General features: G+C 67.6%; 27 protein-coding genes. 14 read left to right on the forward strand and 13 right to left on the reverse strand.

The window, feature by feature from the left end; genetic code table 11:
* Positions 1-592 precede the first annotated feature (592 nt).
* Positions 593-967 (forward strand): hypothetical protein, encoded by a 375-nt coding sequence (locus AC27VL_RS18290; RefSeq protein WP_488767760.1) that lies wholly within the window; start codon positions 593-595, stop codon positions 965-967.
* Between the two features lie 82 nt (positions 968-1049).
* Here AC27VL_RS18290 and AC27VL_RS18295 read toward each other — a convergent pair whose 3' ends face one another.
* The gene (locus AC27VL_RS18295; protein WP_025879081.1) at positions 1050-1397 is read right to left on the reverse strand and encodes a RidA family protein; all 348 of its coding nucleotides are present in this window, start codon (positions 1395-1397) and stop codon (positions 1050-1052) included.
* Between the two features lie 193 nt (positions 1398-1590).
* Here AC27VL_RS18295 and mprF point away from each other — a divergent pair, with 193 nt between their 5' ends.
* Complete coding sequence (gene mprF / locus AC27VL_RS18300; protein WP_100553179.1) at positions 1591-4155, forward strand: bifunctional lysylphosphatidylglycerol flippase/synthetase MprF; 2565 nt, start codon at positions 1591-1593, stop codon at positions 4153-4155.
* A 126-nt stretch (positions 4156-4281) separates the two neighbouring features.
* Here the strand turns inward: mprF and AC27VL_RS18305 are convergent, their stop codons facing one another.
* The 4 genes from AC27VL_RS18305 to AC27VL_RS18320 all read right to left on the reverse strand — a co-directional run bounded on the left by AC27VL_RS18305 (position 4282) and on the right by AC27VL_RS18320 (position 7152).
* Positions 4282-5610 carry a virulence factor family protein gene (locus tag AC27VL_RS18305; RefSeq protein WP_279324081.1) on the reverse strand — a complete coding sequence of 443 codons (1329 nt, stop codon included), beginning with the start codon at positions 5608-5610 and terminating at the stop codon, positions 4282-4284.
* A gap of 96 nt (positions 5611-5706) precedes the next feature.
* Positions 5707-6324: a DUF998 domain-containing protein gene (locus AC27VL_RS18310; RefSeq protein WP_488767763.1), complete on the reverse strand. Its 618-nt coding sequence runs from the start codon at positions 6322-6324 to the stop codon at positions 5707-5709.
* On the reverse strand, positions 6321-6500 hold the full coding sequence (locus AC27VL_RS18315) for an oxidoreductase-like domain-containing protein (protein WP_244900708.1): 180 nt from the start codon (positions 6498-6500) through the stop codon (positions 6321-6323). Before AC27VL_RS18315 ends, AC27VL_RS18310 begins: the two co-directional genes overlap by 4 nt.
* Before the next feature lie 49 nt (positions 6501-6549).
* Positions 6550-7152, reverse strand: coding sequence for an HD domain-containing protein (locus AC27VL_RS18320; protein WP_100553183.1), 603 nt, complete (start codon positions 7150-7152; stop codon positions 6550-6552).
* A gap of 228 nt (positions 7153-7380) precedes the next feature.
* Between AC27VL_RS18320 and AC27VL_RS18325 the strand changes: the two genes are divergently transcribed.
* Positions 7381-8538: a tetratricopeptide repeat protein gene (locus AC27VL_RS18325; RefSeq protein WP_488767765.1), complete on the forward strand. Its 1158-nt coding sequence runs from the start codon at positions 7381-7383 to the stop codon at positions 8536-8538.
* Between the two features lie 7 nt (positions 8539-8545).
* On the opposite strand, the gene AC27VL_RS18330 is transcribed toward AC27VL_RS18325, so the two are convergent.
* Positions 8546-8881 carry a zinc ribbon domain-containing protein YjdM gene (locus AC27VL_RS18330; protein WP_099818962.1) on the reverse strand — a complete coding sequence of 112 codons (336 nt, stop codon included), beginning with the start codon at positions 8879-8881 and terminating at the stop codon, positions 8546-8548.
* A 180-nt stretch (positions 8882-9061) separates the two neighbouring features.
* Here AC27VL_RS18330 and AC27VL_RS18335 point away from each other — a divergent pair, with 180 nt between their 5' ends.
* The 3 genes from AC27VL_RS18335 to AC27VL_RS18345 all read left to right on the forward strand — a co-directional run bounded on the left by AC27VL_RS18335 (position 9062) and on the right by AC27VL_RS18345 (position 11141).
* Positions 9062-10423, forward strand: coding sequence for an Hsp70 family protein (locus tag AC27VL_RS18335; RefSeq protein ID WP_100461314.1), 1362 nt, complete (start codon positions 9062-9064; stop codon positions 10421-10423).
* Positions 10424-10653: 230 nt separating this feature from the next.
* On the forward strand, positions 10654-10947 hold the full coding sequence (locus AC27VL_RS18340) for a YkgJ family cysteine cluster protein (RefSeq protein WP_051501656.1): 294 nt from the start codon (positions 10654-10656) through the stop codon (positions 10945-10947).
* Positions 10948-10958: 11 nt separating this feature from the next.
* Positions 10959-11141, forward strand: a complete 183-nt coding sequence (locus tag AC27VL_RS18345; protein ID WP_025879072.1) for a hypothetical protein — start codon at positions 10959-10961, stop codon at positions 11139-11141.
* A gap of 49 nt (positions 11142-11190) precedes the next feature.
* On the opposite strand, the gene AC27VL_RS18350 is transcribed toward AC27VL_RS18345, so the two are convergent.
* From AC27VL_RS18350 to AC27VL_RS18360, 3 genes are read right to left on the reverse strand one after another with little or no spacing between them, the layout of a single operon-like run.
* Positions 11191-12072, reverse strand: a complete 882-nt coding sequence (locus tag AC27VL_RS18350) for a DUF4097 family beta strand repeat-containing protein (RefSeq protein WP_191078810.1) — start codon at positions 12070-12072, stop codon at positions 11191-11193.
* 11 nt (positions 12073-12083) lie between these two features.
* Complete coding sequence (locus AC27VL_RS18355) at positions 12084-12611, reverse strand: hypothetical protein (protein WP_100553185.1); 528 nt, start codon at positions 12609-12611, stop codon at positions 12084-12086.
* On the reverse strand, positions 12608-13186 hold the full coding sequence (locus AC27VL_RS18360) for an RNA polymerase sigma factor (RefSeq protein ID WP_100553186.1): 579 nt from the start codon (positions 13184-13186) through the stop codon (positions 12608-12610). Before AC27VL_RS18360 ends, AC27VL_RS18355 begins: the two co-directional genes overlap by 4 nt.
* 126 nt (positions 13187-13312) lie before the next feature.
* On the opposite strand from AC27VL_RS18360, the gene AC27VL_RS18365 reads away from it, so the two are divergent.
* Together AC27VL_RS18365 and AC27VL_RS18370 are read left to right on the forward strand one after the other, a co-directional pair.
* Entirely contained in the window at positions 13313-13492 is a 180-nt protein-coding gene (locus tag AC27VL_RS18365) for a hypothetical protein (protein ID WP_100553187.1), read from the forward strand.
* 35 nt (positions 13493-13527) lie between these two features.
* Complete coding sequence (locus tag AC27VL_RS18370; protein ID WP_080353823.1) at positions 13528-14121, forward strand: mechanosensitive ion channel family protein; 594 nt, start codon at positions 13528-13530, stop codon at positions 14119-14121.
* Between the two features lie 530 nt (positions 14122-14651).
* Here AC27VL_RS18370 and AC27VL_RS18375 read toward each other — a convergent pair.
* Positions 14652-14918, reverse strand: coding sequence for a DksA/TraR family C4-type zinc finger protein (locus tag AC27VL_RS18375; protein WP_025879161.1), 267 nt, complete (start codon positions 14916-14918; stop codon positions 14652-14654).
* A gap of 106 nt (positions 14919-15024) precedes the next feature.
* On the reverse strand, positions 15025-15582 hold the full coding sequence (locus AC27VL_RS18380) for a DUF2058 domain-containing protein (protein WP_100554171.1): 558 nt from the start codon (positions 15580-15582) through the stop codon (positions 15025-15027).
* A 61-nt stretch (positions 15583-15643) separates the two neighbouring features.
* Here AC27VL_RS18380 and AC27VL_RS18385 point away from each other — a divergent pair, with 61 nt between their 5' ends.
* The 3 genes from AC27VL_RS18385 to AC27VL_RS18395 all read left to right on the forward strand — a co-directional run bounded on the left by AC27VL_RS18385 (position 15644) and on the right by AC27VL_RS18395 (position 18649).
* A complete protein-coding gene (locus AC27VL_RS18385) occupies positions 15644-16144 on the forward strand; it encodes a M48 family metallopeptidase (protein WP_059064772.1) in 501 nt (166 codons plus the stop codon).
* A 46-nt stretch (positions 16145-16190) separates the two neighbouring features.
* Positions 16191-16889 carry an RNA pseudouridine synthase gene (locus AC27VL_RS18390; protein ID WP_100461343.1) on the forward strand — a complete coding sequence of 233 codons (699 nt, stop codon included), beginning with the start codon at positions 16191-16193 and terminating at the stop codon, positions 16887-16889.
* A 149-nt stretch (positions 16890-17038) separates the two neighbouring features.
* Entirely contained in the window at positions 17039-18649 is a 1611-nt protein-coding gene (locus tag AC27VL_RS18395) for a phospholipase D family protein (protein WP_409349554.1), read from the forward strand.
* A 3-nt stretch (positions 18650-18652) separates the two neighbouring features.
* On the opposite strand, the gene AC27VL_RS18400 is transcribed toward AC27VL_RS18395, so the two are convergent.
* Positions 18653-19732: an HDOD domain-containing protein gene (locus tag AC27VL_RS18400; protein WP_100553190.1), complete on the reverse strand. Its 1080-nt coding sequence runs from the start codon at positions 19730-19732 to the stop codon at positions 18653-18655.
* A 275-nt stretch (positions 19733-20007) separates the two neighbouring features.
* On the opposite strand from AC27VL_RS18400, the gene AC27VL_RS18405 reads away from it, so the two are divergent.
* Positions 20008-21105 (forward strand): Glu/Leu/Phe/Val dehydrogenase dimerization domain-containing protein, encoded by a 1098-nt coding sequence (locus AC27VL_RS18405; RefSeq protein WP_100553191.1) that lies wholly within the window; start codon positions 20008-20010, stop codon positions 21103-21105.
* Positions 21106-21189: 84 nt separating this feature from the next.
* On the opposite strand, the gene AC27VL_RS18410 is transcribed toward AC27VL_RS18405, so the two are convergent.
* Positions 21190-24027, reverse strand: coding sequence for a S8 family serine peptidase (locus tag AC27VL_RS18410; RefSeq protein ID WP_488767772.1), 2838 nt, complete (start codon positions 24025-24027; stop codon positions 21190-21192).
* Positions 24028-24208: 181 nt separating this feature from the next.
* Here AC27VL_RS18410 and AC27VL_RS18415 point away from each other — a divergent pair, with 181 nt between their 5' ends.
* Together AC27VL_RS18415 and AC27VL_RS18420 are read left to right on the forward strand one after the other, a co-directional pair.
* Entirely contained in the window at positions 24209-25384 is a 1176-nt protein-coding gene (locus AC27VL_RS18415; RefSeq protein ID WP_100553193.1) for a thiolase family protein, read from the forward strand.
* Between the two features lie 124 nt (positions 25385-25508).
* Positions 25509-25850: a hypothetical protein gene (locus tag AC27VL_RS18420; protein ID WP_089236409.1), complete on the forward strand. Its 342-nt coding sequence runs from the start codon at positions 25509-25511 to the stop codon at positions 25848-25850.
* Positions 25851-26120 lie beyond the last annotated feature (270 nt).

Raw genomic sequence — 26120 nt, forward strand, 5'->3', positions numbered from 1 at the left:
CGATGGCGCCATCCATGGCGCCAACGGTCCCGCTTGCCCCCGCCCACCAGCCCACGACAGATATCCGTGGCGGACGGTCGAGCAACTGCAATGCTATGGCTGGGATGTTGGTAGGTGCGGACCTTGGTCCGCACCATCTGTCCGACGTCATGAACCTTCGTCGCAAAAGACCTGCCCTGTGTGCACTGGCAACTATCGAATCACGATGCATGTCGCAGATTGCTCGATCATTCGCGACCCTTGCGCCACCTGCGCTTGAGGCTGTTCAACAGCATGCAAGAATGCTGAAAGCGTCTTGATGGTGCGAGCAATGCAACGCGTCTGATTGGCATTGCGCAGCAGCAGGTTTACAGATGGTGAGCCACCGAAAAAGGGTGGCCGGGCTTCGAAAACCCGTTTTGTCGAACGTTGTTTACGCTTGCCAGCCGGCGTCACCTTGCGTGGCGCCGGCTGGCAATCCGTCTGCCGGCTATGGCGGGCGGGGCGTGGGGGTCTTCGGGCCAGCCGGAGCGTTCGACACCGGTTTTCGAGCCACGTCTCCGTCCGCCACCTTTGAGTGGCGGCTACCGTCTGTCCTGCACGGAGCCTTGCCATGAACGCATCGGATTTCCCCCATCTGCACGCTTGCCTCGACCCGGCTGCCGCCGGCGAGGACACGGAACCGTCGCCAGCGCTTGATCCCACCACGCTGGTTGCCACCTTGCGGCGTATCGGTACTGGCGCGGCGGCCGATGGCCAAGCGTGGCCGGAGCGGCATCAACTTCCCAGCCGGTGCATGGCGCTGGCCGATGCCGACTGCGCGCTGGCCGGGCTGCGGGTGGTGCAGGAGGTCATGCTGGCCGCTGAACGCGCCCGGCAGAACGGTGCGCCGGAGGAATACGTCGGCGACCGGGTCATGGAAGGGTTGATGCTGGCCTGCCTGGCCTTGTGTGCGCAGGCAAGCTCACGACTGCAGCCGCCGCTGTAACGGATGTTGCAGCGCCAGCCCCCCGGCAAACGGGGTCAGAGCCCTTTTCCGGAGGAAAAGGGATCTGACCCCTGTCCGGTCATTACGGCACGGCCGCCGTCACGATGATCTCGACCTTCCATTCGGCATGCGCGAGCTTGGCTTCGACGGTGGCGCGGGCCGGGGTCGCGCCCTCCACCACCCACTCGTCCCACGCCTTGTTCATGCCCTCGAAGTCAGCCATGTCGGCCAGGAAGATCTCCGCACGCAGCACGTGCTGGCGGTCACTGGCCACCAGCGCCAGCAACTTGTCGATCTCGGCCAGTACCTGCCGGGTCTGCCCGGTGATGTCCTGGCTGGTGTCTTCCGGAATCTGGCCGGAAAGGTAGGCGACCTTGTTGTACACGGTCATCTCGGACATGCGCGGTCCGACGTCGTAACGCTCCATCATGGGCGTGGCTCCTGCGGGTGGTCTGAACTGCATTCTCACCCAGCCGGCGTGGGAAGTGTGTGCCCGGTGCGGCCACTGAATACCGCCACCGGCGGCACAGCCGTACCGCTGGTCAAACCGCGCTGGCAGGCGCACGATGCGCGACGCCCTGCGTTGACACCGCCCTCGCCCTTACTGACGCACCCTTGCGCCGATGACCGCCCCTACCGATTCCGTCCCTGCCGCCGCTGCCCCGACCTGGAAGCGGGTCGTCACCATCGTCGTTCCATTGCTGATCCTGGCGCTGGCCCTGCACGGGCTGGCCGGGGAATTCGATGAGCACGGCTATCGCGCGATCCGCCAGGCCTTCCGCCAGCTCAGCGGTGCCCAGATCGCGCTCACCGTGCTGCTCGGCCTGGCCAGCTACGCGTGCCTGATCGGCTTCGATGCAATCGGCCTGCGCCGCAGCGGCATCCGCGTGCACCCGGCACGGATCGGCATCACCGCGTTCCTGGCCCACACCCTGGGCCAGACCGTGGGCTTTGCCGCACTCACCGGTGGTGCCGTGCGCCTGCGTGGCTACCGCAGTGCCGGCCTGGACCTCGCGCAGATCGGCCAGGTGGTGCTGATGAGCACGCTGGGCTTCATCTTCGGCGCGTGGCTGCTGATCGGTGTGGCGCTGTGCATGGAGCCGGCCGCTGCCGCGCTTGCGCTGCCGCTGGACCCTGCGGCGGTGCGCGTGGTCGGCATCGTCGCGCTGACCGCCTTTGCGGCCACCTTCATCCTGGTCGGCCGCGACGGTCGCCAGTTCCGCATCTTCGGCCATGGCCTGTGGCTGCCCGACCGACGCACCATGCTGGGTGTCACCGTGCTCAGCGTGGTCGAACTGGTGTTGGCCAGTGCCGCGTTCTACGTGCTGTTGCCGGATTCCACACCGACCGGCCTGCCTGGTTTCGTCGGCCTGTATCTCGTGGCCGTGCTGGCCGGCCTGGTCTCCACAGTGCCGGCCGGCCTGGGCGTGTTCGAGTGGAGCCTGCTGAAGCTGCTGCCGCAGGTGGCGCCCGCGGCGGTGCTGGCGGCGGCGTTGATCTACCGCGTCAGCTACTACGTGCTGCCGCTGCTGCTGGCCACCGTGCTGGCACTGGCACCCGCGCTGCGGCAACCGCTGCAGGCCAGCGCAGGGGCAACCCGCGCCGGCTGGTACGCGCTGCGTCCGTGGTTGCCGCAGATCATCGCGCTGGCCGCCTTCAGCGTCGGCGCCGCGCTGGTCATCGACGGCACCCTGCCCACGCCACGGCGGCACCTGATCAATGCCTCGCTGCCTATCCTGGAAACCTCGCACCTGATCGGCAGCCTGGGCGGCGTCGCCCTGCTGCTGATCGGCCAGGGCCTGGCCCGCCGCAGCCACGCGGCCTGGATGCTGGCGATGGCGATCTGCGTGATCGCGCCGCTGCCGATCTGGCTGCGCGGCGGCCAACCGCTGATCGCCCTGTCGGCGTTGCTGGTGGCGATGGCGCTGTGGGCGGCGCGGCGCGAGTTCTATCGCCAGGGCGCGCTGCTGGACGAAGCCTGGTCGTGGCCATGGCTGCGCAACCTCGGCCTGGTGCTGGTGGCGGTGACGTGGCTTCTGTTCTTCACTTACAGCCATGTCGAATACCAGAACGAGCTGTGGTGGCAGTTCGCGGTGTCCGGCAATGCGCCGCGCGCGCTGCGTGCGCTGCTGCTGGTGGCGATGGCACTGGTGATGTTCGGGCTGGCGCGGTTGCTGCACAGCACGCGCAGCCCGCTGCCGCCTGCCGACGACGCAACCCTGCAGGCGCTGGCACCGGTGCTGGCAGGTGCTACCGATACCCAGGCCTGCCTGGTGCTGACCGCCGACAAGGCGGTACTGCGCGATGCGGAACACAAGGGCTTTGTGATGATGCAGCGCTACGGCGGCTCGCTGATCGCGATGGGCGATCCGGTCGGGCCGCCCGAGGTGGCGCGTGCATTGATCTGGCGCTTCCGCGAGGAAGCCGACCGGCTCGGCCTGCGCCCGGTGTTCTACCAGGTGGGTGAAGCGTATTGGCAGACCTATCTCGATCTCGGCCTGGGTCTGGTCAAGCTGGGTGAAGAGGCCATGGTGCCGCTGCACGACTTCGGTCTGGAAGGCCGCGAGCGTGCCGACCTGCGGCAAGCCTGGAACCGCGGCAAGCGCGGTGGGCTGTCCTTCCGCGTTGCACCGGCGGAAGAGATCCCTGCCCTGCTGCCACGCCTGCATGCCATTTCCAACGCGTGGCTGGACGACAAGTCCGGCGACGAGAAGGGCTTCTCGCTGGGCAGCTACGACCCGGACTATCTCGTGCGTTTCCCGATCGCCCTGGTCGAAGCCGAAGGCCGGATCGTGGCCTTTGCCAACCTGTGGCAGGCACCGGCCGGCGCTGAACTATCAGTGGATCTGATGCGTCACGTCAGCGACGCACCGAAGGGCACGATGGATTTCCTGTTCATCGAGCTGTTCCTGTGGGGGCGCGCGCAGGGGTATGCGCGATTCTCGCTGGGCATGGCGCCGCTGTCCGGCCTGGCCCAGCACCGCCTGGCCGGTCGCTGGAACCGCCTGGCCGGCCTGCTCGCGCGGCATGGCGAGCGCTTCTATGGCTTCAGTGGCCTGCGCAGGTTCAAGTCGAAGTTCGATCCGCAGTGGCGACCGCGCTACCTGGCCGCGCCCGGCGGCATGCACCTGCCGGCCGCGCTGCTGGATGCCACGCGGCTGATCTCGCTGGACCCGCGGCGGAATTGAGGTCACGATCCGCCGGGCATGGCCCGGCGCTACCTGCCGCCCGGTAGGTGTCGACCTTGGTCGACACACTTCCTGCCGTGATGGTCCAAGCCGCAGCGCCGACCAAGGTCGGCGTCTACCAGGGGCCTACGCGCCGCCCTTGAGGATCACCTCGGCCAAGCGATCGTAGTCGCCGCCGAAGTGATGGTCGCCCGGCAGCTTGACCTTGTGCACGCCATCGTTGCCCGGCAGATCGGGGCATAGCGCGTCCTCGTCCTTGTCGCCGTATACGCACAGGGTCCTGTCCGCCGGCAGCTTGGCCACTTCCGGCGCGATCGGCAGACCACCGCCGCCACCGCCCAGCCAGTTGCTGACATGGAATTCAAAGTCAGCGTTCTTGCCCACCGACAGCAGCACGATGCGCTCGAGGCTGGCGCGGGTGCCTGCATCCAGCTGGTTGATGGTGGCCGGCAGCACATCGGCACCCTGCGAGAAGCCGATCAACATCACCTTGTCGCGCTGCCATTGCTGGCGGTAGTGGCCGATGATCTTCTGCAGATCGACAGCGAATCCCTGCGGCGTGCGTTCGCTCCAGAAGTAACGCAGCGAATCGAGGCCAACCACCGCCACGCCATGTTCGGCCAGGGCACCCGCTACATCCTTGTCCAGGCCGGCCCAGCCACCATCGCCGGAAACGAACACCGCCAACGTGTCACCGCTGCCCTGCGCCGGCACCTCCACTACCGGCAAACCCTTCAGGGCATCCGGCGGCGGTGCCAGCGCGACCCCGGCCTGCGCGCCGATCACCCGGGCCGCTGCCACCAGCCCCGGTGTCGCATCGCCGGCGACGGTGCGCTTGAATTCACGGGCCATCGCAACCTGCTGCACAAACGGGCCTGCACTGTTGGTTGAACACCCCGGCGCACCGGCCGCGTTCAACCACGGGAAATTCAGTTCACTGGGCTGCAGGCGGTCGTGCTTCACGCCATCGCCGCAGACCATGCGCTCGTGCATGTGGGCCGGGCAGAAACCCGAGGTCAACAGGCCGGCAAAGACCTGGGTGTCGGCCTGTGCTGCCAGCGCATAGGCCAGCTCGGCGCCTTCGCCGCTGCCGCCAACCAACGGCAGGTGATACCCCGGCAGATGCAGGAATGCCTGCACCCAACGCGAGAAATTCTCGACATCGCCCGCCCCGAACGCGCAACTGCTGTTGCCTTCGCGCTTGAGCACGCCGCGCAGGTGGGCCACATCCACCGATGCGACCAGCGCACCATCGGCACGCAGCGCTTCGATCGGGCTGCGGCCGGCATCAGCGCCGTCATGGAACCAGATCACCACCCGTTGTGGTGCCCCGGCCGGCACATGCACCGGTACCTGATCGAAGCGTCCGTGGCTGACCTGCTGCACTGCCGCCACCGCTGGCAACGCCGCCAGCGCCAACACCAGTCCCATCGCCCTGCCCAGCCCTGCACGCATCGTTTCGCATCCCGTTGGAATGCGCACACGATACGCCGCCGCTGCGTGCACGGCACGTACCGGCACAGGCGTCCCGCAACACAGCGGGTGGTCGATTCAGCGGGTGCCGGCGGCACGCCCGCGGCGATACAGCGCCAGCGCCAGCCAGATCAACCAGCCGACGATCACCGCGATCACCAGTTTCTGCCCCAGCCCGCGCGGTGGGCCACCACGCCAGAGCACGTGCATCCACAGCAGCACGAAGGCCAACCATGCCCAGCCCCACAGCAGCGCCGCATTGCCTCGCCAGCCCGGCTCACGGCGCAGGTACCAGGCCTGCAGCAGCATGCCCACGCTGGCGCACAGGAAGGCGGTATTGGCGGCCAGCCCGTGGACCAGCGGTGCCAGCAACGGTGTTGCCTCGGGCAGCCAGCTGTCACCGATGGCAACGGTGGCGAGGCCGCCGGCAGCCACGCAGAACAGCAACGGTGCCGCTGCGCTGCGCCGTGGCCCCACGCTGTACCGGTACAACGCGATGCCGAGCACGGCGATGGCCATTGCCAGCAGGCAGTAGGCCGTGCGCAGCGCCAGGCCCCACGGCCCATGCAGGTACAGGCTCAGGGTAGCCTTCACCCAATCCAGATCCGCACGCGCGAACTGCGTCCACAACGCGGTCGCCACGAACAACAGCAGTGCCACCAGCGCCAGCATCGCGGCTGGACGGGCACGACTCATGGGTCGGCGTCCGGATGCCGTGCCTTCCACTCAGCCAGCACCTTGCGGTAACGCTGCAGCTCCTCGGTGTACAGGTCGAGCACGCACAGCGGGCAGCCACTGCCGCAGCATTCGTTGGGGCCGGGTTCTTCCGGCGGCAGCGGGCGGGGATCGGCAGGGGTATCGGAGACGGTCACGGCTGGAAACAGCACCACGCGGTTGCAGGTGGATAGTGTAGCGGCGCGCTCAAGCGCCCAGTTGACGGCGCAGGTTGGCCCGCGCGGCAGCATCAAGCCGCTGGTCGAAAAAGTCGCTGAGGAAGATCCGCGGCGCACGCAGCAGCCCCTGCAGGAAGCGGCGGCGCCCGGCGCGGTACAGGAAGCCCGGCACCACGCCCTTGTACTCTTCGGCCACGCCACGGTCGTAGGCGGAGAACACCGCTTCCGGCGCCGCCAGGATCGCCATGTCGCAATCCAGGAACAACGCGGCTTCGGCATCGACATCGGCCGGGCCCAGCGCGCCATGGCGGGCGGTAAGCAGGATCAACTGCTCGACCCGGCCGGCGTCCACCGATGCCAGCTCAGGTGAGTCCGCGATGGCCTGCAGGGCCAGCGCTGCCGACTTTGCCTCGTTGTCCTTGCGCCCGGCCTGGTAGACCGCATCGTGGTACAGCGCCGCCAGGTAGACCTCGGCCGGCTGCTGCCAGCCCGGCCCCTCGGCCACCACCTGGCAATGCTGCAGGACCGCGCGCACGTGGCCGAAGTGGTGGTAGCCGCGCGGCGGCGTCGCATAGGCATCCTGCAGTGCCTGCCAGTGCGCGGGAGCGAGGGTCAGCGGGGCGAAGTCCATGCGTGGATGATCCCGCCCTTGGCAACGCCGGGCAAGCTGGCTGTTTTTTCACCATCATTTCACGCGCCGCGCCAGGCAAGGCCCGGCAGCAGTTGTCCACAGGTTTGTCGCGCGCTGGTCCACACCGGCTGTGGATGATCGACGCGCTGATCGCCAGTGGATGCGGACCGCCACATGCAGGTCTACACTGGCTGCAGGCGGGAGCGCCCGCCGCTGCCGGAAACCGTCATGCGCCGTCTTGCCGCTCGATGCTTTCTCCTGTCACTGGCCGCGCTCGGCGCGCCAGCCCTGTCCGCGCAGGATGCGCCGGCTCCTGCGCCCGCCATCCCGACCATCTCCACCGTAAAGGTCACCGCCGCCAGCGTGCCGACGCCCGAACAGGTGTTCGCGATCCCGCCGGCGATGCGCGAGATGCTGCAGAAGCAGGTGATCAACCGCAGTTACTCGCGCGATCAGCGCCTGCAGGCGCTGGTGGAAATGATCTTCAGCCAGCACGGCCTGGACCTGCAGTACGACGCCGATGCGACCTACACCGTCAGCGAGATCTGGCAGCACCAGCGCGCCAACTGCCTGGCCTTCACCCTGCTGTTCGTCACTCTCGCCCGTGAGGCCGGCATCCAGGCGCGGGTGCAGGAAGTCGGCCAGGTAGTGTCGTGGTACCAGGACCAGGACCAGGGCGTGGTCTACAACGTCGGGCACGTCAACGCCGGCGTGGATGTCGGTGGCCGCTACGGCACCGTCGACCTGGACCGCAACGTGCTGTACGACCGCCATGGGCCGCAACCCATCGGCCGTGAGCGGGCGCTGGCGCACTACTACAACAACCGCGGCGCGGAGCATCTGGCCGACGGCGACCTGAGCGGCGCGCGTGCCTTCTTCGATGCCGCGCTGGCGCAGGACCCAAGCTTCGCCTCGACATGGAACAACATCGGCGTGCTCGACAACCGCCTGGGTGACGACCAGGGAGCTCGCATCGCGCTGGATACCGCCCTGCGCCTGGACGGCCGCCAGAGCGCGGCACTGAACAACGCCAGTGCGCTCTATCGCAAGCTCGGCATGACCGCGCAGGCGCAGTCGATGCAGAAGAAACTGCAGTCGGTGCAGCGCGAGGATCCGTTCGCGCAGTACATGCAGGGCGCCCAGGCCGAACGCGCTGGCGACCTGGACAAGGCGATCACGTACTACCGGCGGGCGGTGAGTCTGTACGACACCGCGCACCAGTTCCACTTCGGCCTGGCGCGGGTGTATTTCCTGACCGGCCGGCTGCAGCGTGCAGACCGCGAACTGCTGCGGGCGCAGGAACTGGGCGGTTCAACCCAGCAGGCCCGCTACCAGGCCAAGCTGGACAGCCTGGCCCGCTGGCGGGCGCAGCAGGCCAAGCGCTGAGGCGCGATCAGGCCTTCTTGAGGAAGCAGGTCTTCAGCACCAGCCCCTTGATCTTGTCCGAGTTGCCTTCGATGTGTTCGGCATCGTCTTCGACCAGGCGGATGTTGCGGATCACGGTGCCCTGCTTGAGCGGGATCGAAGAGCCCTTGACCTTCAGGTCCTTGATCACGGTGACGGTGTCGCCGGTCTGCAGGGTATTGCCGTTGCTGTCACGCACGACCAGGGTCGAGCCAGCACCTTCTTCGGCCGTCCACTCGAAGCCGCAGTCGGCGCAGATCCACAGCGCGCCATCGGCATAGGTGTTTTCCAGGGTGCACTGCGGGCAGGCGGGAACAGAAGACATCGCAAGTACCTCAAAATGAATCAACAGCCGCCATTGTAACCGCCCGGCCTTTTCGTTCATTTTCCGACGGCGGCCCGGGTGGGGGGCTCGCCCGCCCCGCACAAGGGAGGCACCGGAACTTGCAGCGCGCGGCAAACTCCAGCAGAGTGCGCGGCCCCTGATCGTCCCCGGACCTCCCCCATGCGCCTCGGCATCGACTTCGGTACCAGCAACTCCGCCGCCGCCATCGTGCGTGATGGGAAGCTGCTGCCGATCCGCTTCGGCGAGGCCGAACAGTTCCGTACCAGCGTGTACTTCCCCGGCGTGGTACCCGACCCGGACGATTTCCAGCTCGACGCCGGGCAGGAACACGAACTGCAGCAGCTGATCGACAGCGCCGCCCGTGCAGCGCGCGCCGCTGGCCAGGAACGCACGCCACAGGCCCTGCGCCGCGAGGCATTGCGCGCCCTGCGCCGGGAGTGGATGGAGGCTCGCGCTGGAAAGGAACGCAGCGCCAGCGACCTGCTGCAGAACGCGGTCTATGGCGACGATGCGCTGGAAGCGTACTTCGAGGAGCACGAAGGCAACCTCGTGCAGAGCCCGAAGTCCATGCTCGGCTACAACCTGCATCCGCGCGCGCGGCAGACCATCACCGGCATCGCCGCGCACATCCTCGAACACATCCGCTTGACCGCCAGCGCCCAGCTCGGCCAGCCGCTGCGCAGCGCCCTGCTCGGCCGCCCGGTGCAGTTCCGCAGTTCGATCGGTGAGGCCGGCAACGACCAGGCCCTGGACATCCTGCGCGAAGCGGCCAGCCAGGCCGGCTTCGACCAGATCGACTTCCTTGAAGAGCCCGCCGCCGCAGCCATGCATTACCACGCTGAAAGCAGCGATCGGCACCAGGCGGTGATCGTCGATATCGGCGGCGGCACCACCGATATCGCGCACGCCGAAGTCGGCGGCAGCGAAGCGCCACGCATCCACCGCGCCTGGGGTATCGCCCGTGGCGGTACCGATATCGACCTGGCCCTGAGCCTGTCCGGTTACATGCCGCTGTTCGGCCGTGGCATCACCCGCGTGCCCACCCACCACTACGTGGAAGCGGCCACCGTGCAGGACATGACCCGCCAGCGCGAGTTCCGCCAGCACAGCTACGACAACGTCGACGCTCCCTGGGGCGCGCGCCTGCAGGCACTGCAGGACACCGGCAACACCGCCCGCCTGTACCGCGATGTCGAGCGCGCCAAGATCGCCCTCAGCGGCACCAGCGAACACCGCAGCACGCTGGACTACATCGCGCGCGACCTGCACGTGGACAACAGCGCCGACGGTCTGGCCGCTGCCGCCCATGGCTACCTGACCCAGATCCGCGAGCTGCTCGCCCAGGTCCGCAATGACATCGGCGGCGACCCGGACGCGGTGTTCCTGACCGGCGGCATGTCCCGCGCCGGCTACCTGCGTCAGGCCGCTGCCGAGGCGTTCCCGGGCGCCCGGATGGTCCACGGCGAGCCCTCGCTGGGAGTCGTCCAGGGCCTTGCGCTGGCGGCAGCCAGCCGGGATTAACAAAACGTTACGCGGTCTGAGCTACCCTTGGCCGGCTAGAAAACCCCTGCACCTTCCGCTGGCCTCGCCGGTGTGTGTACCCATGGTGCAGCCTGACCCGCCCAGCGGGTCTGGCGACCATGCCCTCTGGCTCGATCATGGTCCGCGTACTACCCGAGCCGCCATCGAGACCCGCTTTGGGCACCCGCCAGGCCCCTGTGGCCGTACAACCTGACGCTGAACCAGCACCCATCGACTGCCGCCGTTGTGACGCGGTCTGTTGCCGGTTGCCGGTCCTGCTGCAGCCCGGCGACCACGTGCCCGGCCAGTTCCTGTCGCGCGACGCCCACGGCCGTGCCGTGATGGCGCGCAACGAGGAAGGCTGGTGCGCGGCGATCGATCCGTATCACCTGCGCTGCACGATCTATTCGCAGCGCCCGGCGATCTGCCGCCAGTTCTCGATGGGCGGCGACGACTGCCGCCGCGAGCGGCAGGACTACCTGCGCCAGGCTGAGTCCTGCGCGCTTTCCTCCCCTTCCACCTGACAGGAGCAACCATGCCCCGCAAGGCAAAGACCCCCGCGAAGGCCAGCAACAGCATCCGCAGCGAACGCAAGGGCGCATCCGCCAGCACCGTGGTCAACAGCGACTCGATCGCCTCCGACCTGGCCGCGTTCCGCAAGAGCGGTGGCAAGATTGAAGTTCTCGGTACCACCTGGGCGCTGAAGAAAGCCAGCTGACCCACCCCCGACCGCGGCGGCGCTGCCGCCGCGGCCTGCCGGACCGCGCTCAGCGGTCCAGGCGTACCTGCACACTGCCCGAGTGCGACTGCACGCGGATATCGCCGTCGCCGCTGCCCAGGCGGGCATCCAGGCTGCTGCCCGGCCCATAGCGCGGCCGCTCGACCTTGCCGGCGTCACTGTTGATCGACCCGCTGAAGCTGTTCACCGACAGCTGCGCCGACACCGTGCGCGGCAGGCGCAGGCTGACCGATGCACTGACCGACTCCACGTTGATGCGTCCGCCCGGCGCCAGCGCCGTCGCCGACAGGTCGATGCTGCCCGACACGGTTTCCACCGCAAGCCGCTGCACGCGACCGGCGTCGACCTCGACCCGGCCGGACACCGTCTGCGCACCGATATCGCCCGACACGCCGCCGCCGGCTTCGATGCGGCCACTGACCGTGTTCACGTCCAGCTTCGGCGTCTGCAGTCGCGCATTGACACTGCCACTGACCGTGTTGAGTTTGCTGTCGCCACTGCGACCGGACGCGCTCAGGCTGCCGCTGACCGTATCGGCCTGCAGGCGGCGCACGTCAATGCCGCTGATGTCCTGGTCGGCACTGACCGTGCTCAGCAGCAGCTCCACCGAGCGCGGCACGTTCAACACCAGCGTGGCACCGCCGTTGTTGCTGCGGCGGGGATACTCGATCTCCCAGCGCACCCGGTTGGCACTCTTTTCCTGGCGCAGCTGCAGGCCATCGCTGAGCGTGCCGGTAAGCTGCACGTCGTTGCGGTCCCACCCACGCACGCTCACCTTGCCGGCCACATTGCTCAATTCGATACGACCGCCCGCAGCCAGCGTGTGGCGTTCATCGATGCGGGTGTCGGCCAGTGCCATGGCCGGCACCAGCAGCAGCGCGACACAGCAGGACATCAGGGTTCGGGTCATCGGGGGTCTCCTCAGGTCGTCAAGCCGGATTCGGCGGCATAGGCCGCCTGCCGGGTCAGTTCCAGCCGCAGCGCGTAAGTGCGCTTGAGCTGTCCAAGCAGGTGCGGCGCACGCGGGTCCTGCGCCATCGCGGCGCGGATCTGTTCCGCGCTGCGATCCAGTTCATGCAGCGCGGGCTGCCACTCCGGCGCGGTGCCATCAGGCAGCGATGCCACTGCCTGCCGGTACTGTTCGGTCATCGCATCGGCCTGCAGCTGCAGGCCACTGGGTGCAGGCAGCGCCTCGGGTGCATGCCGCCACGGTGCCACCGCGTAGAGCGCGAGGCTGGCCGCCAACGCCGCGCCAACCGGCAACCACCAGCGTCGACGGCTGCGCAGTGGCAACGCCACCACGTTGTCCTTCGGCACCTGTGCGGCAACCGGTTCGCGGGGTGGCAACCGCGCCGACAGGCGTTCCCAGCCATCCGCCGGTGTGCTGCGTTCAGTGGGAAGGGCGCGCAGGCGCGCCAGCAGGTCGTGATCGGGGTCGTGCGTACTCATGTCATGTCTCCCAGGCGCGCGCGCAGCAGGCCACGCGCGCGATGCAGCTGTGCTTTGGAACTACCGACCGCCATCTGCAGCTGGCCGGCGATTTCATGGTGTTTCCAGCCTTCGATATCGTGCAGCACCAGTACCGCACGTGCGCGCGGCGGCAGGGTCGCCAACGCACGTTCCAGATCGCGTTCGGTGCCGGCGCAGCCATCATGCACCGCCATCTCTGGTATCCCACCGTCAACGTCGTCCAGGCTGTCGTGGTCATGCCCGGCGGCACGCCCGCGCAGCTCCATCAACGCGGCGTTGACCCCCAACCGATGCAGCCAGGTGGACAGGCTGCTCTCGAAACGGAAGCCGGGCAGTGCCTTCCATGCCTGCAGGAACGCCTCCTGCAGTGCATCCTCGGCACGTGCCTGCTGGCCGCCACACAGGCGCCACAACGAGGCAAACACCCGCGGCGAGTGGCGCCGATACAGCAGTTCGTAGGCACCGGTATCGCCAGCCGCCGCCGCACGCACCAAAGCGGCTTCGTCGACGGCGTCGGTGGCGGCAGGCGGCGCGGGCATGGTCGTGTCGAGCATATCCGTTGGATGCGGCCAGCCGGAAAAAGGTTTAGATCTGCCGACGCGCTTTCTGCTTGCAACCTTTTCGCGGCTGGCTGCATCCATCACAGGTCCCCCGCAGGCCTTCCCGGCCAGGAGCCTCCCATGTCCAGTCCTTCCTGCGCCGCCCTGCTGGCGATCGTGGCCTGCATGCTGCTGCAGGCGTTCGGCCTATCCCTGCACTGGCGTGCCGAGAGCGGCCGCGCCTGCCTGCAGCAGCACAAACAGGATCTTGTCTGCCTTGCCTGGGCACAGGCGGTCGAAACGTCGACACGCGCCGGGTAACATCAAGACCCGTTTCCGTCGCATGTTGTCGCCCCATGATGTTGTCGCTGAAGGACCACCTGCCCGCCTGGACCCACCCCTGGCTGCATGACATCGGGATCGCCCTGCAGATCCTGATCACCCTGCTTGCCGCCTGGCTGCTGCGGGTGCTGGCCCGGCGCCTGATCCGCCGCTTCGCCGATCACTACACGCTGCCACCGGAAATGGTGATGGGTGCGCGCCGGATCACCAGTTTCGTGGTCTATTTCAGCGCGGTGCTGTACATCCTCAGCCTGCTCGGCGCCTCGCCCTCGGTGTTGTGGACGGCCTTCACCGGTTTCGCTGCGGTGGGCGCGGTGGCGTTCTTCGCGGCCTGGAGCGTGCTGTCCAATATCTTCTGCACGCTGCTGATCTTCACCACGCGGCCGTTCCGCCTGCATGACTACATCGAAGTGCTGGAGAACGGCGAAAAGCCCGGACTGAAGGGCCGGGTGATCGACGTCAACCTGATCTACACCACGTTGCAGGAAACCGGTGACGGCCACGAGGGCACGGTGCTGCAGCTGCCGAACAACCTGTTCTTCCAGCGCACGGTGCGGCGCTGGCGCGACCCGACGCAGGCACCCGGCGGCATCCAGGGCGACGGCTGAGGTCGGGTTGGTCGGCAGGGCTGCGCCCTGCACCCGCAGAGGCGGTAGTGCCGGCCGCTGGCCGACAACCTCAACAGCAAAAGCTGGGTTCCTGTGGGTTGGCGGGGTGGGGCCGGTGGCAGGGGCCGCTGCAAGTACGTCCATGTAAGCTCGGTCGCCGCATCCATGCGGCTCACGCCCCTGCCACCGGCCCCACCCCGCCTTCGACAGATCTCCGCGATCTGTAATCCACGCCATGCGTGGATGCTCTTTCATCAAATTCCAATATCGAAATATTCGATTTCCATCGGAATTCATCCACGCATGGCGTGGATCTACCAGGCACCGGAAAACTGTCAGAGGTGGGGCGGTGTCGGATTGCGGGGTGTCAGCCGCATGGATGCGGCTGCCAAGCCTACAAGGACGTACTTGCGGCGTCCCCGCAATCCGACACCGCCCCACCACCCCACGGAATGCCAGCTTTTGCTGTTGCCTTTGCCTTGGTTTGAAGGCCTCTGCAGGTGCAGGGCGCAGCCCTGCCGCCCCCCCCTTCACCTCAACTGGCTGTCCTTGCTACCGCGCCGGTTGTAGCCACTCTGCGCCTGTTCCTCTTCGTCGTGCGCCTGCTGGCAGTTCACGCACAGCCGAACCCCAGGCACCGCCTGACGCCGCGCCAACGGAATCGGCGCGTCGCATTCCTCACAGTGTTCCAGGCCCGGGCCCTGGCGCAGCTGGCGCCGCGCGCGGGCAATCGCATCGTCGACGGTGGCGTCGATCTGGTCCTGGACCGCGCCATCTCCGGCCCAACCGGTAGCCATGGCCATCCTCCGCAGGGGTGTCGCCTGATATGGGGACGATACCCCCCGCCGCAATCGGTAGCGCCGGGCCATGCCCGGCGGACGCTGCGGCCGGTTCAGCGCCGCCTTACCAGACCAGATCGTCGGGAACCTGGAACTGCGCGTAGTAGGCGTCATCCTCGGCGTTGCCGGTGGAAATCTCGGCGCTGGAGCCGGGCGTGCCATGGTCGACGATGATGGCTTCCGGGGCGCGTTCACGTACTTTTTCAGCCGCCGCGCGTGGCAGCACCGCGTAGCTGTCGCCATGGGCCACGATGACCAGCACGCCCACCGACAACGCCTTGCGCAGCTTGGTATCGATCAACAGGGTGCGGATCACCGCGCCATCGCTGAAGCGGTACTCGTCCTCGCCTTTGTGAGGCACGGCGTGGGCGCTGATGATCTGCTTGGCCTGCGCCTTGCGCTCCGCCTGCTTGGCCTGCGCGTTGCGCTCGGCAGCCAGCGCACGGTCACGCTCGATCTTCTCGGCCCGGACGCGTTCAGCTTCACGCTGGACCTCGGCCGAGGTCGACTCGGCCTTGCCCTGGCGGGCCTTGGCCTGTTCACGCGCGGCGGCGCTGGCCTGCGACTTCTTGGCCAGGCCGGCCTTGAGCAATTGTTCCTGCAGCGCGTTGGGCTTTGCCATGGTCGATACGTACCGCGTGTAATCTGGATGCCCCATTCTACCGACGCGCCGACGCCCCTGCATGGCTGTCCTGAAGTACCTCACCGGCTACCCCGAACCCCTGGTCGCCCAGGTCAGCGACCTGCTGGCCCAGGGCAAGCTCGGCCCTTGGCTGCAGCAGCGCTATCCGGACCCGCATGAGGTGCGCAGCGACCGCCAGCTGTACGACTACACCCAGGACATGAAGGACCGTTATCTGCGCAAGTCGGTGCCGCTCAACAAGGTCTGCTACGACAACACGCTGGAAGTCATCAAGCATGCCCTGGGCACCCACACCGCCATTTCCCGCGTGCACGGGGGCCGGCTCAAGGCCAGCCGCGAGATCCGCATCGCCACCGTGTTCCGGCAGGCGCCAGCCGCCTTCCTGCGCATGATCGTGGTGCACGAACTGGCGCATCTGAAGGAGGCCGACCACAACAAGGCCTTCTACCAGCTGTGCCAGCACATGGAGCCCGATTACCTGCAGCTGGAGTTCGATACCCGGCTGTACCTGACCGAGCTGGCCAACCGTGGCCAGCGCTGAAACGGCGTAGCGGCTACACTGCGCGCCCCCTGCCCGACCTTTCGCCATGGAACCGACCCGACTCGACAAACGCCTGTCCGCCCTGCTCGGCATCCCGCGTGGTGAAGCGCGGCGCTATATCGAGGGCGGCTGGGTCAGCGTCGATGGCGAGGTGGTGGAACAGCCGCAGCGCCCGGTGGACGAGAGCGCCAGCATCGTGGTGGCCGAGCAGGCCAGCGACAGCAAGGCCGAGCGCGCCAGCATGCTGCTGCACAAGCCGGCAGGCGTGCCGGCCGATGCCCTGTGCGCGCTGATCCGCACCGAGACCCGCAGCGAACTGGATGCCAGTGACATCCGTCCGCTGCAGCGGCACTTCCACGGCCTGCAGCTGGCATCCTCGCTGCCGGCCGACGACAACGGGCTGGTGGTGGTCAGCCAGGATCCGGCGGTGCTGGCGCACCTGCAGCGGAACCTGGGCCGCACCGAACAGGAGTACCTGGTCGAAGTGGCCGAAGGCGGCCCGGAACGTGGCCCGTGGCTGATGGCCCGGCTGCAGCATGAAGCAGGCGGCCCCAAGGTCAGCTGGCAGAGCGAGCAGCGCCTGCGCTTTGCAGGCAAGGGGCTGACCGCGAGGGGACTGAGGACTGCGGTGACGGCCGCCGGCCTGCAGGTTGTGGCCGTACGCCGCCTGCGCATCGGCCGGGTGGCGCTGGGCCCGCTGGCCGTGGGCCAGTGGCGCTATCTGGGCAGCGACGAGCGGTTCTGAGTCACGGCGCTCCATCCACGCATGGCGTGGATCTACTGATGGCGACTCATCCACGCATGGCGTGGATCTACTGATGGCGATTCATCCACGCATGGCGTGGATCTACTGATGGCGACTCATCCACGCATGGCGTGGATCTACCTCCAGGCGTGGCGTGGATCTACGCGCGGTGTGGAACTACCATCGGCGTCATGAGTCTGCGCAAACCCCTATGGCGGCGCCTGCTACGCGTCGCCGCGATCATCATCGCCGCCCTGCTTCTGCTGGTCCTGTCCGGCCTGCTGCTGGCCGACCACCTGGCCCCGCAGGCGCGCGGTGAAGCGTCGCAGGTGCTGCCACTGCAGCCTGCGCAGACGCCCATCGATCGACAGATCATGCCCCTGCAGGCTGCCCATCCTGGGCAGTCTGGCGTGGCCTTCCTCAGCGATGGCATGGATGCGTTCGCCGCCCGCGCGATGATCACCGAACATGCCGGCCGCAGCCTGGACCTGCAGTACTACATCTGGCACGACGACCTGATCGGCCACCTGATGGCCAAGGCGCTGTACGACGCTGCCGAACGTGGCGTGCGCGTGCGCATCCTGCTCGATGACATGAACGCCAAGGACAAGGATGCGCTGATGATGGCGCTCGATGCGCATCCCAACATCGAGCTTCGCCTGTACAACCCGTTCCGCAACCGCAGCGGCATCGCCCGCACGCTGGAGCTGGTGCAACGCGCCTTCAGCGTGAACCACCGCATGCACAACAAGAGCTGGATCGCCGATGGGCGCATCGCCATCGTCGGTGGCCGCAACATCGGTGAGGAGTATTTCAGCGCGCGCAGCGATGTGAACTTCCAGGACCTGGACCTGGTGGTGGCCGGCCCGGCCGTGCAGCAGGCCAACCAGATCTTCGACGACTACTGGAACAGCGACGCGGCGATTCCGATCTCGGCGCTGGCGACCTACACCGATGCGCAGCTGCGCCAGCTGGTACGCCAGTCCGATCTGGACGCGCTGCATGCGCAGGCGCAACCGTACCTGCAGCGCGTGGCAGAGTCGCGCCAGCGCCAGCGCGCCAGCCCCGAGCCGCTGCACTGGAGCACGCAGGTACGGATCCTGTCCGATCCACCGATGAAGCATCACGGCGATGCGCATGACGACTGGCTGGTCACCGCGCTGGTCCGGCAGCTGCAGTCGACGCGCTACAAGGCACTGTTGATCTCGCCGTACTTCGTGCCCGGCAGCGAAGGGCTGGACGGCCTTTCGGCGATGGCCGGGCGTGGCGCCCAGGTCGGCGTGGTGACCAACTCACTGGCGGCCAACGATGTGGCTGCCGTGCACGGTGGTTACATGGGCTACCGGGTGCCGCTGCTGAAGGCCGGCGTGCAACTGTACGAACTGAAGGCGAGCGGGCAGACCGGTGACAGCAGCCTGTTCGGCAGCAGTGGCGCCAGCCTGCACACCAAGGCATTGCTGGTCGACGACCAGCGCGGGTTCGTCGGATCGTTCAACCTCGATCCGCGCTCGGCCTATCTCAACACCGAGATGGGCGTGCTGTTCGACGACCCGGTGCTGGGCGCGCAGCTGCGCGCGGAATACCTGCGCCTGGCCAGCCCGGAACACAGCTGGTGGCTGGCACTGGGCGCTGATGATGAACTGCGCTGGCTGCAGCGCGAGCCGCCACCGCATTGGGTCGAAGCCGAGCCCGGCAGCAGCCTCGGCAAGCGTTGGACGGCGCGGGTGATCAGCTGGTTACCGCTGGAATCGCAGCTGTAACGATCAGCGGGCGAGCCCTTCGCCATCGCCGTGCAGGCTCTCGTCCAGGGTTTCCACATTGCGCCCGTGCAGGCGCCGCCAGATCCAGCGCAGCGCGTGCGGCGGCGCTGCCGGCAGCTGTTCCAGCAAAGCCAGCATGCGGCCCTGGCTGGCATGCCCGTGCCGGCACAGCAGGCTGGCCGCCGCAGCGGCGCTGGCCAGTCGCAGGCTGTCGGCCAGCGGACCGTCAGCGTCAGGCGCCAGGGCCTGATGCACCGGCTCGGGCAGTTCCCAGGCGGCAGCCACCCGCTGTGCCAGCGGTAGTGACCACTGCTGCAGCAACTGCAGGGCCAGCGCCGGCTCCACCTCTTCGCCGCGTGCCTGCGCTTCCTGCAGCAGTTGCCGCATGACCAGCGCTGCGCCCAGGCCCTGCACCAGGCCCAGCCATTGCGCAGCGAAGGCATCGCCGAAGGTGACCGTGCGCGCGTGGTCGGCGGCCGCGCGCGACGCCAGCAGCGCGTGCTCCCATATGATCGAACTGAACTGCGGGAACACCTCGCACTGCACCTGCATCACCGGCTGCACCAGCACTGCACTGATGATCTGCCGCACGCCTTCGGTGCCGACCAGGGTCACCGCCCGCTGCAGGCTTTCCACGGGCCGCTCGTGCACCTTGTAGGCCGGGCTGTTGGCGATCCGCAGCAGGTTGCCGGTCAGCACCGGATCCTGGCCGATGATCGCGGCCATCACCCGCGCCGATGCAACGTCGTCATTGACCGTCTGGATCAGCTGCGGCAGCAGTTGCGGACGCCGCGGCAGCTGCCGGGTAGCCCAGTCACGGTCCTGCAGCGCGCGGTCCACCGCCTCGGCCAGACCCGACGCGCTGACCGCGGTCGGTTCGCCGGCCAAACGCGGATACAGGGCCAGCGCATGCAGCCCGCGCTGCAGGTGAGCGGCGACCTCGGCCGCCGGCAAGGCGTCACCCTGCAGGCTGGCCGCCGCCGCGGCCACGGCCTGGCGGGGGGCTGCGGCCAGACGTGCCGGGGCCTGCCCGGTCAGCTGCGACAGCCAACGCAGCACAGATCGCCACCACGCTGCGGTCATCGCCGCCCATCCTGTCGTTTTCCTGCTGCTGCCACTGCCTGCCCCTGCGCCTTCATCACATCCGGCCACCTGCCGTCGTCGCAGCATCGGCCGCACTTTCATCTTCTTTAACCCGGGCGCTTCCTGCGTCGACGGCATATCCCGGGCGAATGGACTAGAATGGCGCCGCGCGACCCGTCCCCCTGTACCGACGACGTCGCTTTTTTTGTTTTCGGACCCTACCGTTCATTGGCAGTTCGCCGCAGTTCACCGCAGATCGCGCCATCGGAGACCCCATGCTATTCGAAACCCTCGCAACCACCGGCCACGAACAGGTGGTGTTCTGCCACAACCAGGATGCCGGCCTGCGGGCGATCATCGCCATCCACAACACCACCCTGGGCCCCGCCCTGGGCGGGGTGCGCATGCGCCCTTACGCCAGCACCGACGATGCGCTGGCCGATGTGCTGCGGCTGAGCCGCACGATGACCTACAAGAATGCGCTGGCCGGTCTCAATGTCGGTGGCGGCAAGGCGGTGATCATCGGCGACCCCAAGGTCGACAAGACCGAAGTGCTGTTCCGCGCCTTCGGCCGCTATGTCGATTCGCTGGGCGGTCGCTACATCACCGCCGAGGATGTCGGTACCGACGTCAACGACATGGAGAACATCTACCTGGAGAGCCAGTTCGTCACCGGCGTGCACCAGGTCCATGGCGGCTCGGGAGATCCGGCCCCGTTCACCGCCTATGGCGCGCTGCAGGCGCTGATGGCCTCGATGCGCTTCAAGTTCGGCCATGAGGAGGTGGGCAAGACCAGCATTGCGGTGCAGGGCCTGGGCCATATCGGCATGGAACTGGTGAAGCTGCTGCGCGACCGTGGCGCCAAGCTGTATGTCACCGATCTGGACAGCGCGCTGGTGGATCGTGCGGTCAACGATTTCGGCGCCGAGGCCGTCAAGCCGGACGAGATCCACGAAGTGAACGCCGATGTGTTCGCGCCGTGCGCGCTGGAAGGCGCGATCAACGCCGACACCCTGCCGCGGATCAAGGCGAAGATCATCTGTGGCACCGCCAACAACCAGCTGTCCAGCCTGGAGATCGGCGACGAACTGCATGCGCGCGGCATCCTGTATGCGCCTGACTACGCGGTCAACGCCGGTGGCGTGATGAACGTGTCGCTGGAAATCGACGGTTACAACCGCGAGCGCGCGATGCGGCTGATCCGCAGCATCTACCACAACCTGACGCGCATCTTCGAACTGTCGCAGCGCGAGAACATCGCCCCGCAGCGTGCCGCCGACCGGATCGCCGAAGCGCGCATCCTGTCGATCGGCAAGCTGAAGATGCCGCTGGGCCGCAGCACGCCGCGCCTGGGCAATCTGCGCGGCGGCTGATCGCCGCCTCGCGAACCGTGCGCGTGCCGACCCATGGTCGGCAGCGCCGGATGAACGCGCCGGGCGGCAGGCCCGGCGCTACGATCAGAAGCCAGCGCTGTAGCGCAGCGCCGCCTGACGTGCATCGTTGCCACCCACGCGCTGGTCGATACCCAGGCTCAGGCGGCCATTGCGGCCCCACCATGATTCCAGCGCCAGGCCGAACAAGGCACTGCCCCGCGGTGCGTCGACACCGGCCAACGGCGCCCAGGCATCAACACCGACGAAGCTTGCCTGCCAGGCCTGCTCACTGCCATCCAGCCGTTGCTGCCACTCGGCATGGCCGCGCAGGGTCCAACGACCCCACTGCCGCTCGCCGCGCAGGCCCGCCAGCATCTGGCTGCGCTGTGCACGTGACGCCTCCCCGCGCAGGCCGAAGCCGAAGCCACCCTGCTCGCTGAAGCCATCGGTATCCAGGCGCGTGCTGCTGGCCCCCAGGTACGGGGTCAACGACGCACCGATGCGCCCGAAACGATAGCCGCCTTCGACGCTGGCACTGCTGAAACGCCCGCCGTAGCGCGCGGACACACCGTAGGCACCGGCACCCAGCAGCAACTGGCGGTCCAGCTCACGGGTGAACTGACCAGTGCCGAACTGGGCCAGCGCATAGCCACGCCCCAGGTTCCAGCCGGCATACAACTGCGCCTGCGTCTGGCGGTCGCGGCCACGATCACCACTGAAGTTGCTGCCGCCGTTGCTGCGGGTTTCGCCGAAGGCCATGCCCAGCAGACCATTGCTGCCCAATGCCACGTCCTGGCCTGCCATCCAGCCCTGGCTGTCGGCGGCGTTGCCGGCAAAGCTGCCCTGCCCGGCTTCGCCCAGCGCGCTCTGCCAGGCACCACGCAGCTTCGGCGCTGCCTGCACGCGGTCGAAGCGCTCGGCAACCGCACGGCGCGACATGTCCACACTGTCGAAGGTCGACGCTTCAGCGCGCGCATGCGCCTGTCCGGACAGGCTTTCCAGGCTCGCCGACAAGCCCTCGGTCCCGCCCGCCGTACGCTGCAGCGCGCCGGCGGCCGTACCGAACGCCGAACCCTGCAGATTCGCGTTGCGGTCCAGCGCGGTGAATGCCGACTCCACCCGCAGTGCCGATGCCTGTGCATTGGCGCCCAGGCCGGACGCAGCGGCGGAAACATTGACCTGGGTCAGGTCCATCCACGCGTCGTTGCTGCCATAGCCGTACTGTGCCTGCAGCAGGGTCAGGCCGTTGGCGGCGGTGTTGGACACCGGTGTGGTGAACGTACCGTTGATACCGCCGTTGGCGTGGATCAGCCCTTGGCGGCTGCCGACCTGCGGCACGTAACCGGAAACGATGCCATCGACCACCACGCCGCCGGCCAGCCGTGCGGTGCCGGTCACCTGCAGCGCGTTCACGCCCAGCGCGACGATCAGCCGCGCATCCGGACGCTGGCTGTAATTACCTTCGATGGTCGCGGTGGTGTTGGCGTTGATCAGCACCACGCTGGCGCCGTTGTCGACGTTGCCGATCACCCGCGGCGTGCCCGGCATGAACTGCAGGCCAGCCATTGAGACACCGCCGGCACCAGAGATGCTGACGTTGGAACGGATCACTGCCCCGCCCCGCAGGGCCAGGCTGCCGCGCTCGATGCGGGTATCGCCGCTGTAGCTGTTGTTGCCGCTCAGCTCCAGCCGGCCATCGCCGCGCTTGACCAGGCCGCCAGCGCCTGCGATGTCGTTGCTCCAGATCGAGCCCGAGGATGGCGCGTCGACATTGACCGTGACATCGCCCCAGTCGAAGCGGCCGGGACCGTTCACCGCCTTGCCGACGTTGAGCAGGCCGTAGCCGTAGATCGGATCGACGCCCGGCGCACCGATGTCGGTGGCCGTGCCGAGCAGGGTCTGCCGCACCAGGTCGTTGTCGAAGTACGGGTAGCGCTGCCAGACCAGCGCCGCAGCGCCGGAGATCAGCGGCGCGGCGAAGGACGTGCCGTAGTTCCACAGATACTTGCCGGTACCCGGCTCGGGGAACACCGCGCTGCCGGGAGCGGTCAGGCAGTAGCGCGCGGCGTCGCCACAGGCATTGGCCCAGGGGGCACGCTCACCCGGCTTGTTCGGATCGATCGCGGTGGCCACCAGCCAGCCTTTTTCAAGATCGGCTGCCGGCAGCGATCCGCCGACGCCACGCTGGCTGGGCAGCGCGGCCACGCTGCTGGGCTGGTCGCGCCCCTCGTTGCCTGCGGCGAACACCACCAGGCCACCGTGGTTGATGATGAAGGGGCGGTATTCGGCCGCGACCTGCGCGGTGGTGCCGAGGTCGGTCCAGTACAGGCCGCCCCAGGAATTGTTCATCACCTTCACGCCGTAGCCGATCAGATCCTGGTGGACCCCGGCCACGCCCAGCGTGCCGCTGAAGGAGTTGCCCTTGCCGCTGCCGTCATCCTGGGGCGTGGTGTCGGAAATGATGCGCGCCGAGACGATCTCCGCACCCGGTGCGATGCCTCCGGGCCAGACACCCACCGATGCACCGGCAGCCAGGCTGGCGACGGCCGTGCCATGGCCAAGCACGTCATCGACGTTGAGATTGTTGCGGCTCGGGTCGATGTAGTTGAGGTTGGCCACTACCCGTCCGTTCAGTGCCTCGGCGTTGCGCAGCACGCCCGAATCGACAATGCCGATGCGCACGCCGCGGCCGGTCACGCCAGTGGCCTGTGCGGCACGCGCGTTGGTCTGTGCCAGATGCGCATCCACCGCCGGCTCCAGCGGCTTGGACGCGGGAGGCGGGGTGACCGGGGGCGTTACCGGTGGCGTAACCGGTGGCGGGTCGATGCGCACGTTGCTGCCGCCCCCTCCACCGCCACACGCCGACAGCGCCACCGCCAGCGCCGATGCCAGGACCGACCTTCCCATCGTCTTACGTTCCATCGTTTCCTTCCCATGAACGTTGGCCTGCCGCCATCCGGGCAGGCATCCAGGACTGCCCAGCGGCAGTCTTCGCCGACCCTCTATACTGAGCCGACCCCCACGCAGTCTGCCGGGAAACGGCGCCGCTTCCAACGCCCGTCGTCTCCTTTCCGAACATTGCTCACGCATCAACGAGATTGCCATGTCCAACATCGTCATCGCCGCCGCCAAGCGCACCGCCATCGGCTCCTTCCTCGGCCAGTTCAACGGCGTTCCGACCCCGACCCTCGGCGCGGCCGCCATCGCCGCCGCGCTGGAACAGTCGGGCGTTCCTGCCAGCGACGTCTCCGAAGTCCTGATGGGCTGCGTGCTGCCGGCCAATCTCGGCCAGGCCCCTGCCCGCCAGGCAGCGATCGCCGCCGGCATCCCGCTGTCGGTCGGCGCGACCACCCTCAACAAGGTCTGTGGTTCGGGCATGAAGGCCATCATGCTCGGCCATGACCTGATCAAGGCCGGTTCGGCCAAGGTCGTGGTCGCCGGCGGCATGGAATCGATGTCCAACGCCCCGCACCTGCTGCCCAATTCGCGCACCGGCAACCGTTTCGGCAACTTCCAGGCCGTGGACCACATGGCCCACGACGGCCTGGTCAACGCCTATGACGGCAAGGCCATGGGCGAGTTCGCCGAATGCGCCGTGGACAAGTACCAGTTCACCCGCGAAGAGCAGGACGCTTACTCCATCGAATCGGTCAAGCGCGCACAGGCAGCCCAGGCCAACGGCGCGTTCGCCGACGAAATCGTTGCGGTGAAGGTCGCCACCCGCAAGGGTGAAGTCGAGGTCGCCAGCGACGAACAGCCCGGCCGTTCGGACATCGCCAAGATCCCGACCCTGCGCCCGGCCTTCAAGAAGGACGGCAGCGTGACCGCCGCCAGTTCCTCCAGCATTTCCGATGGCGCCGCCGCCGTGGTCCTGCTGACCGAAGAAGATGCTGCCGCACGCGGCCTGCAGCCGCTGGCGCGCATCGTCGGCCATGCCACCCATTCGCAGGAACCGGAGTGGTTCACCACCGCCCCGATCGGCGCCATCCACACCCTGCTGGAGAAGACCGGCTGGTCGCTGGACCAGATCGATCTGTTCGAAATCAACGAGGCCTTTGCCGTGGTGGCGATGGCACCGATGCGCGAACTGGGCATCCCGCACGACAAGCTCAACGTGAATGGCGGTGCCTGCGCGCTGGGCCATCCCATCGGTGCCTCCGGCGCACGCCTGGTGGTCACCCTGGTCAACGCATTGCGCACGCGCGGCGGCAAGCGCGGCATTGCCACCCTGTGCATCGGCGGCGGCGAAGCGACGGCTATCGCCATCGAGTTGATCTGAAAGGGTTTAACGTCTATTTCGCAAAAATGAATGCGGGATCGCTTGACACCCAATCTTGGCTTGTCATCATGTTGTCGGCGCGCAGCATGCGCGTTGCCTAATTCTAACGACGAGGATTTACACAATGAGCATCAACAAGCTGCTGGTCGCGATGTCCCTGGCTCTGGCCCTGGCCGCCTGCTCGAAGCAGGAAGCTGCCCAGGACGCCGCTGCTTCGGCCAACCAGGCCGCCACCGAAGCCCAGGCTGCTGCCGACCAGGCCGCCGCTGCTGGCGCCCAGACCGCCGACGCTGCCCAGCAGGCCGCTGACACCGCCGCCACCGCTGCTGACGCTTCGGTTGACGCCGCTGCCCAGGCTGCTGGCGCTGCCACCGACGCTGCTGCCGGCGCTGCTGCCGACGCTGCCAAGGCTGCTGAAGGCACCGCCGAGAAGGCCAAGGACGCTGCTGAAGAAGCCAAGAAGTAATAACTTCTTTCTTCAAGCTGTTCTGAAGAAGCCGCTGGTTCGCCAGCGGCTTTTTCTTTGCGCGCAGTTCCGTGTGCAGGTCACCACCACGTCTTCACAACGGTATGAATAGGCTGGCGTCCCCATCCATTGCAGTACTGGAGACCGCCATGAAGATTCGCCCGCTGACCACCACCCTGCTGGCCGCCTCCCTGCTGCTTGCACTGGCTGCCTGCAAGGGCCCGGAAGCCGAACAGGCCAAGCAGGATGCCGCGCAGGCCGCCGACAGCG

This window comes from Stenotrophomonas sp. 14P6.2.3 (assembly GCF_057799055.1).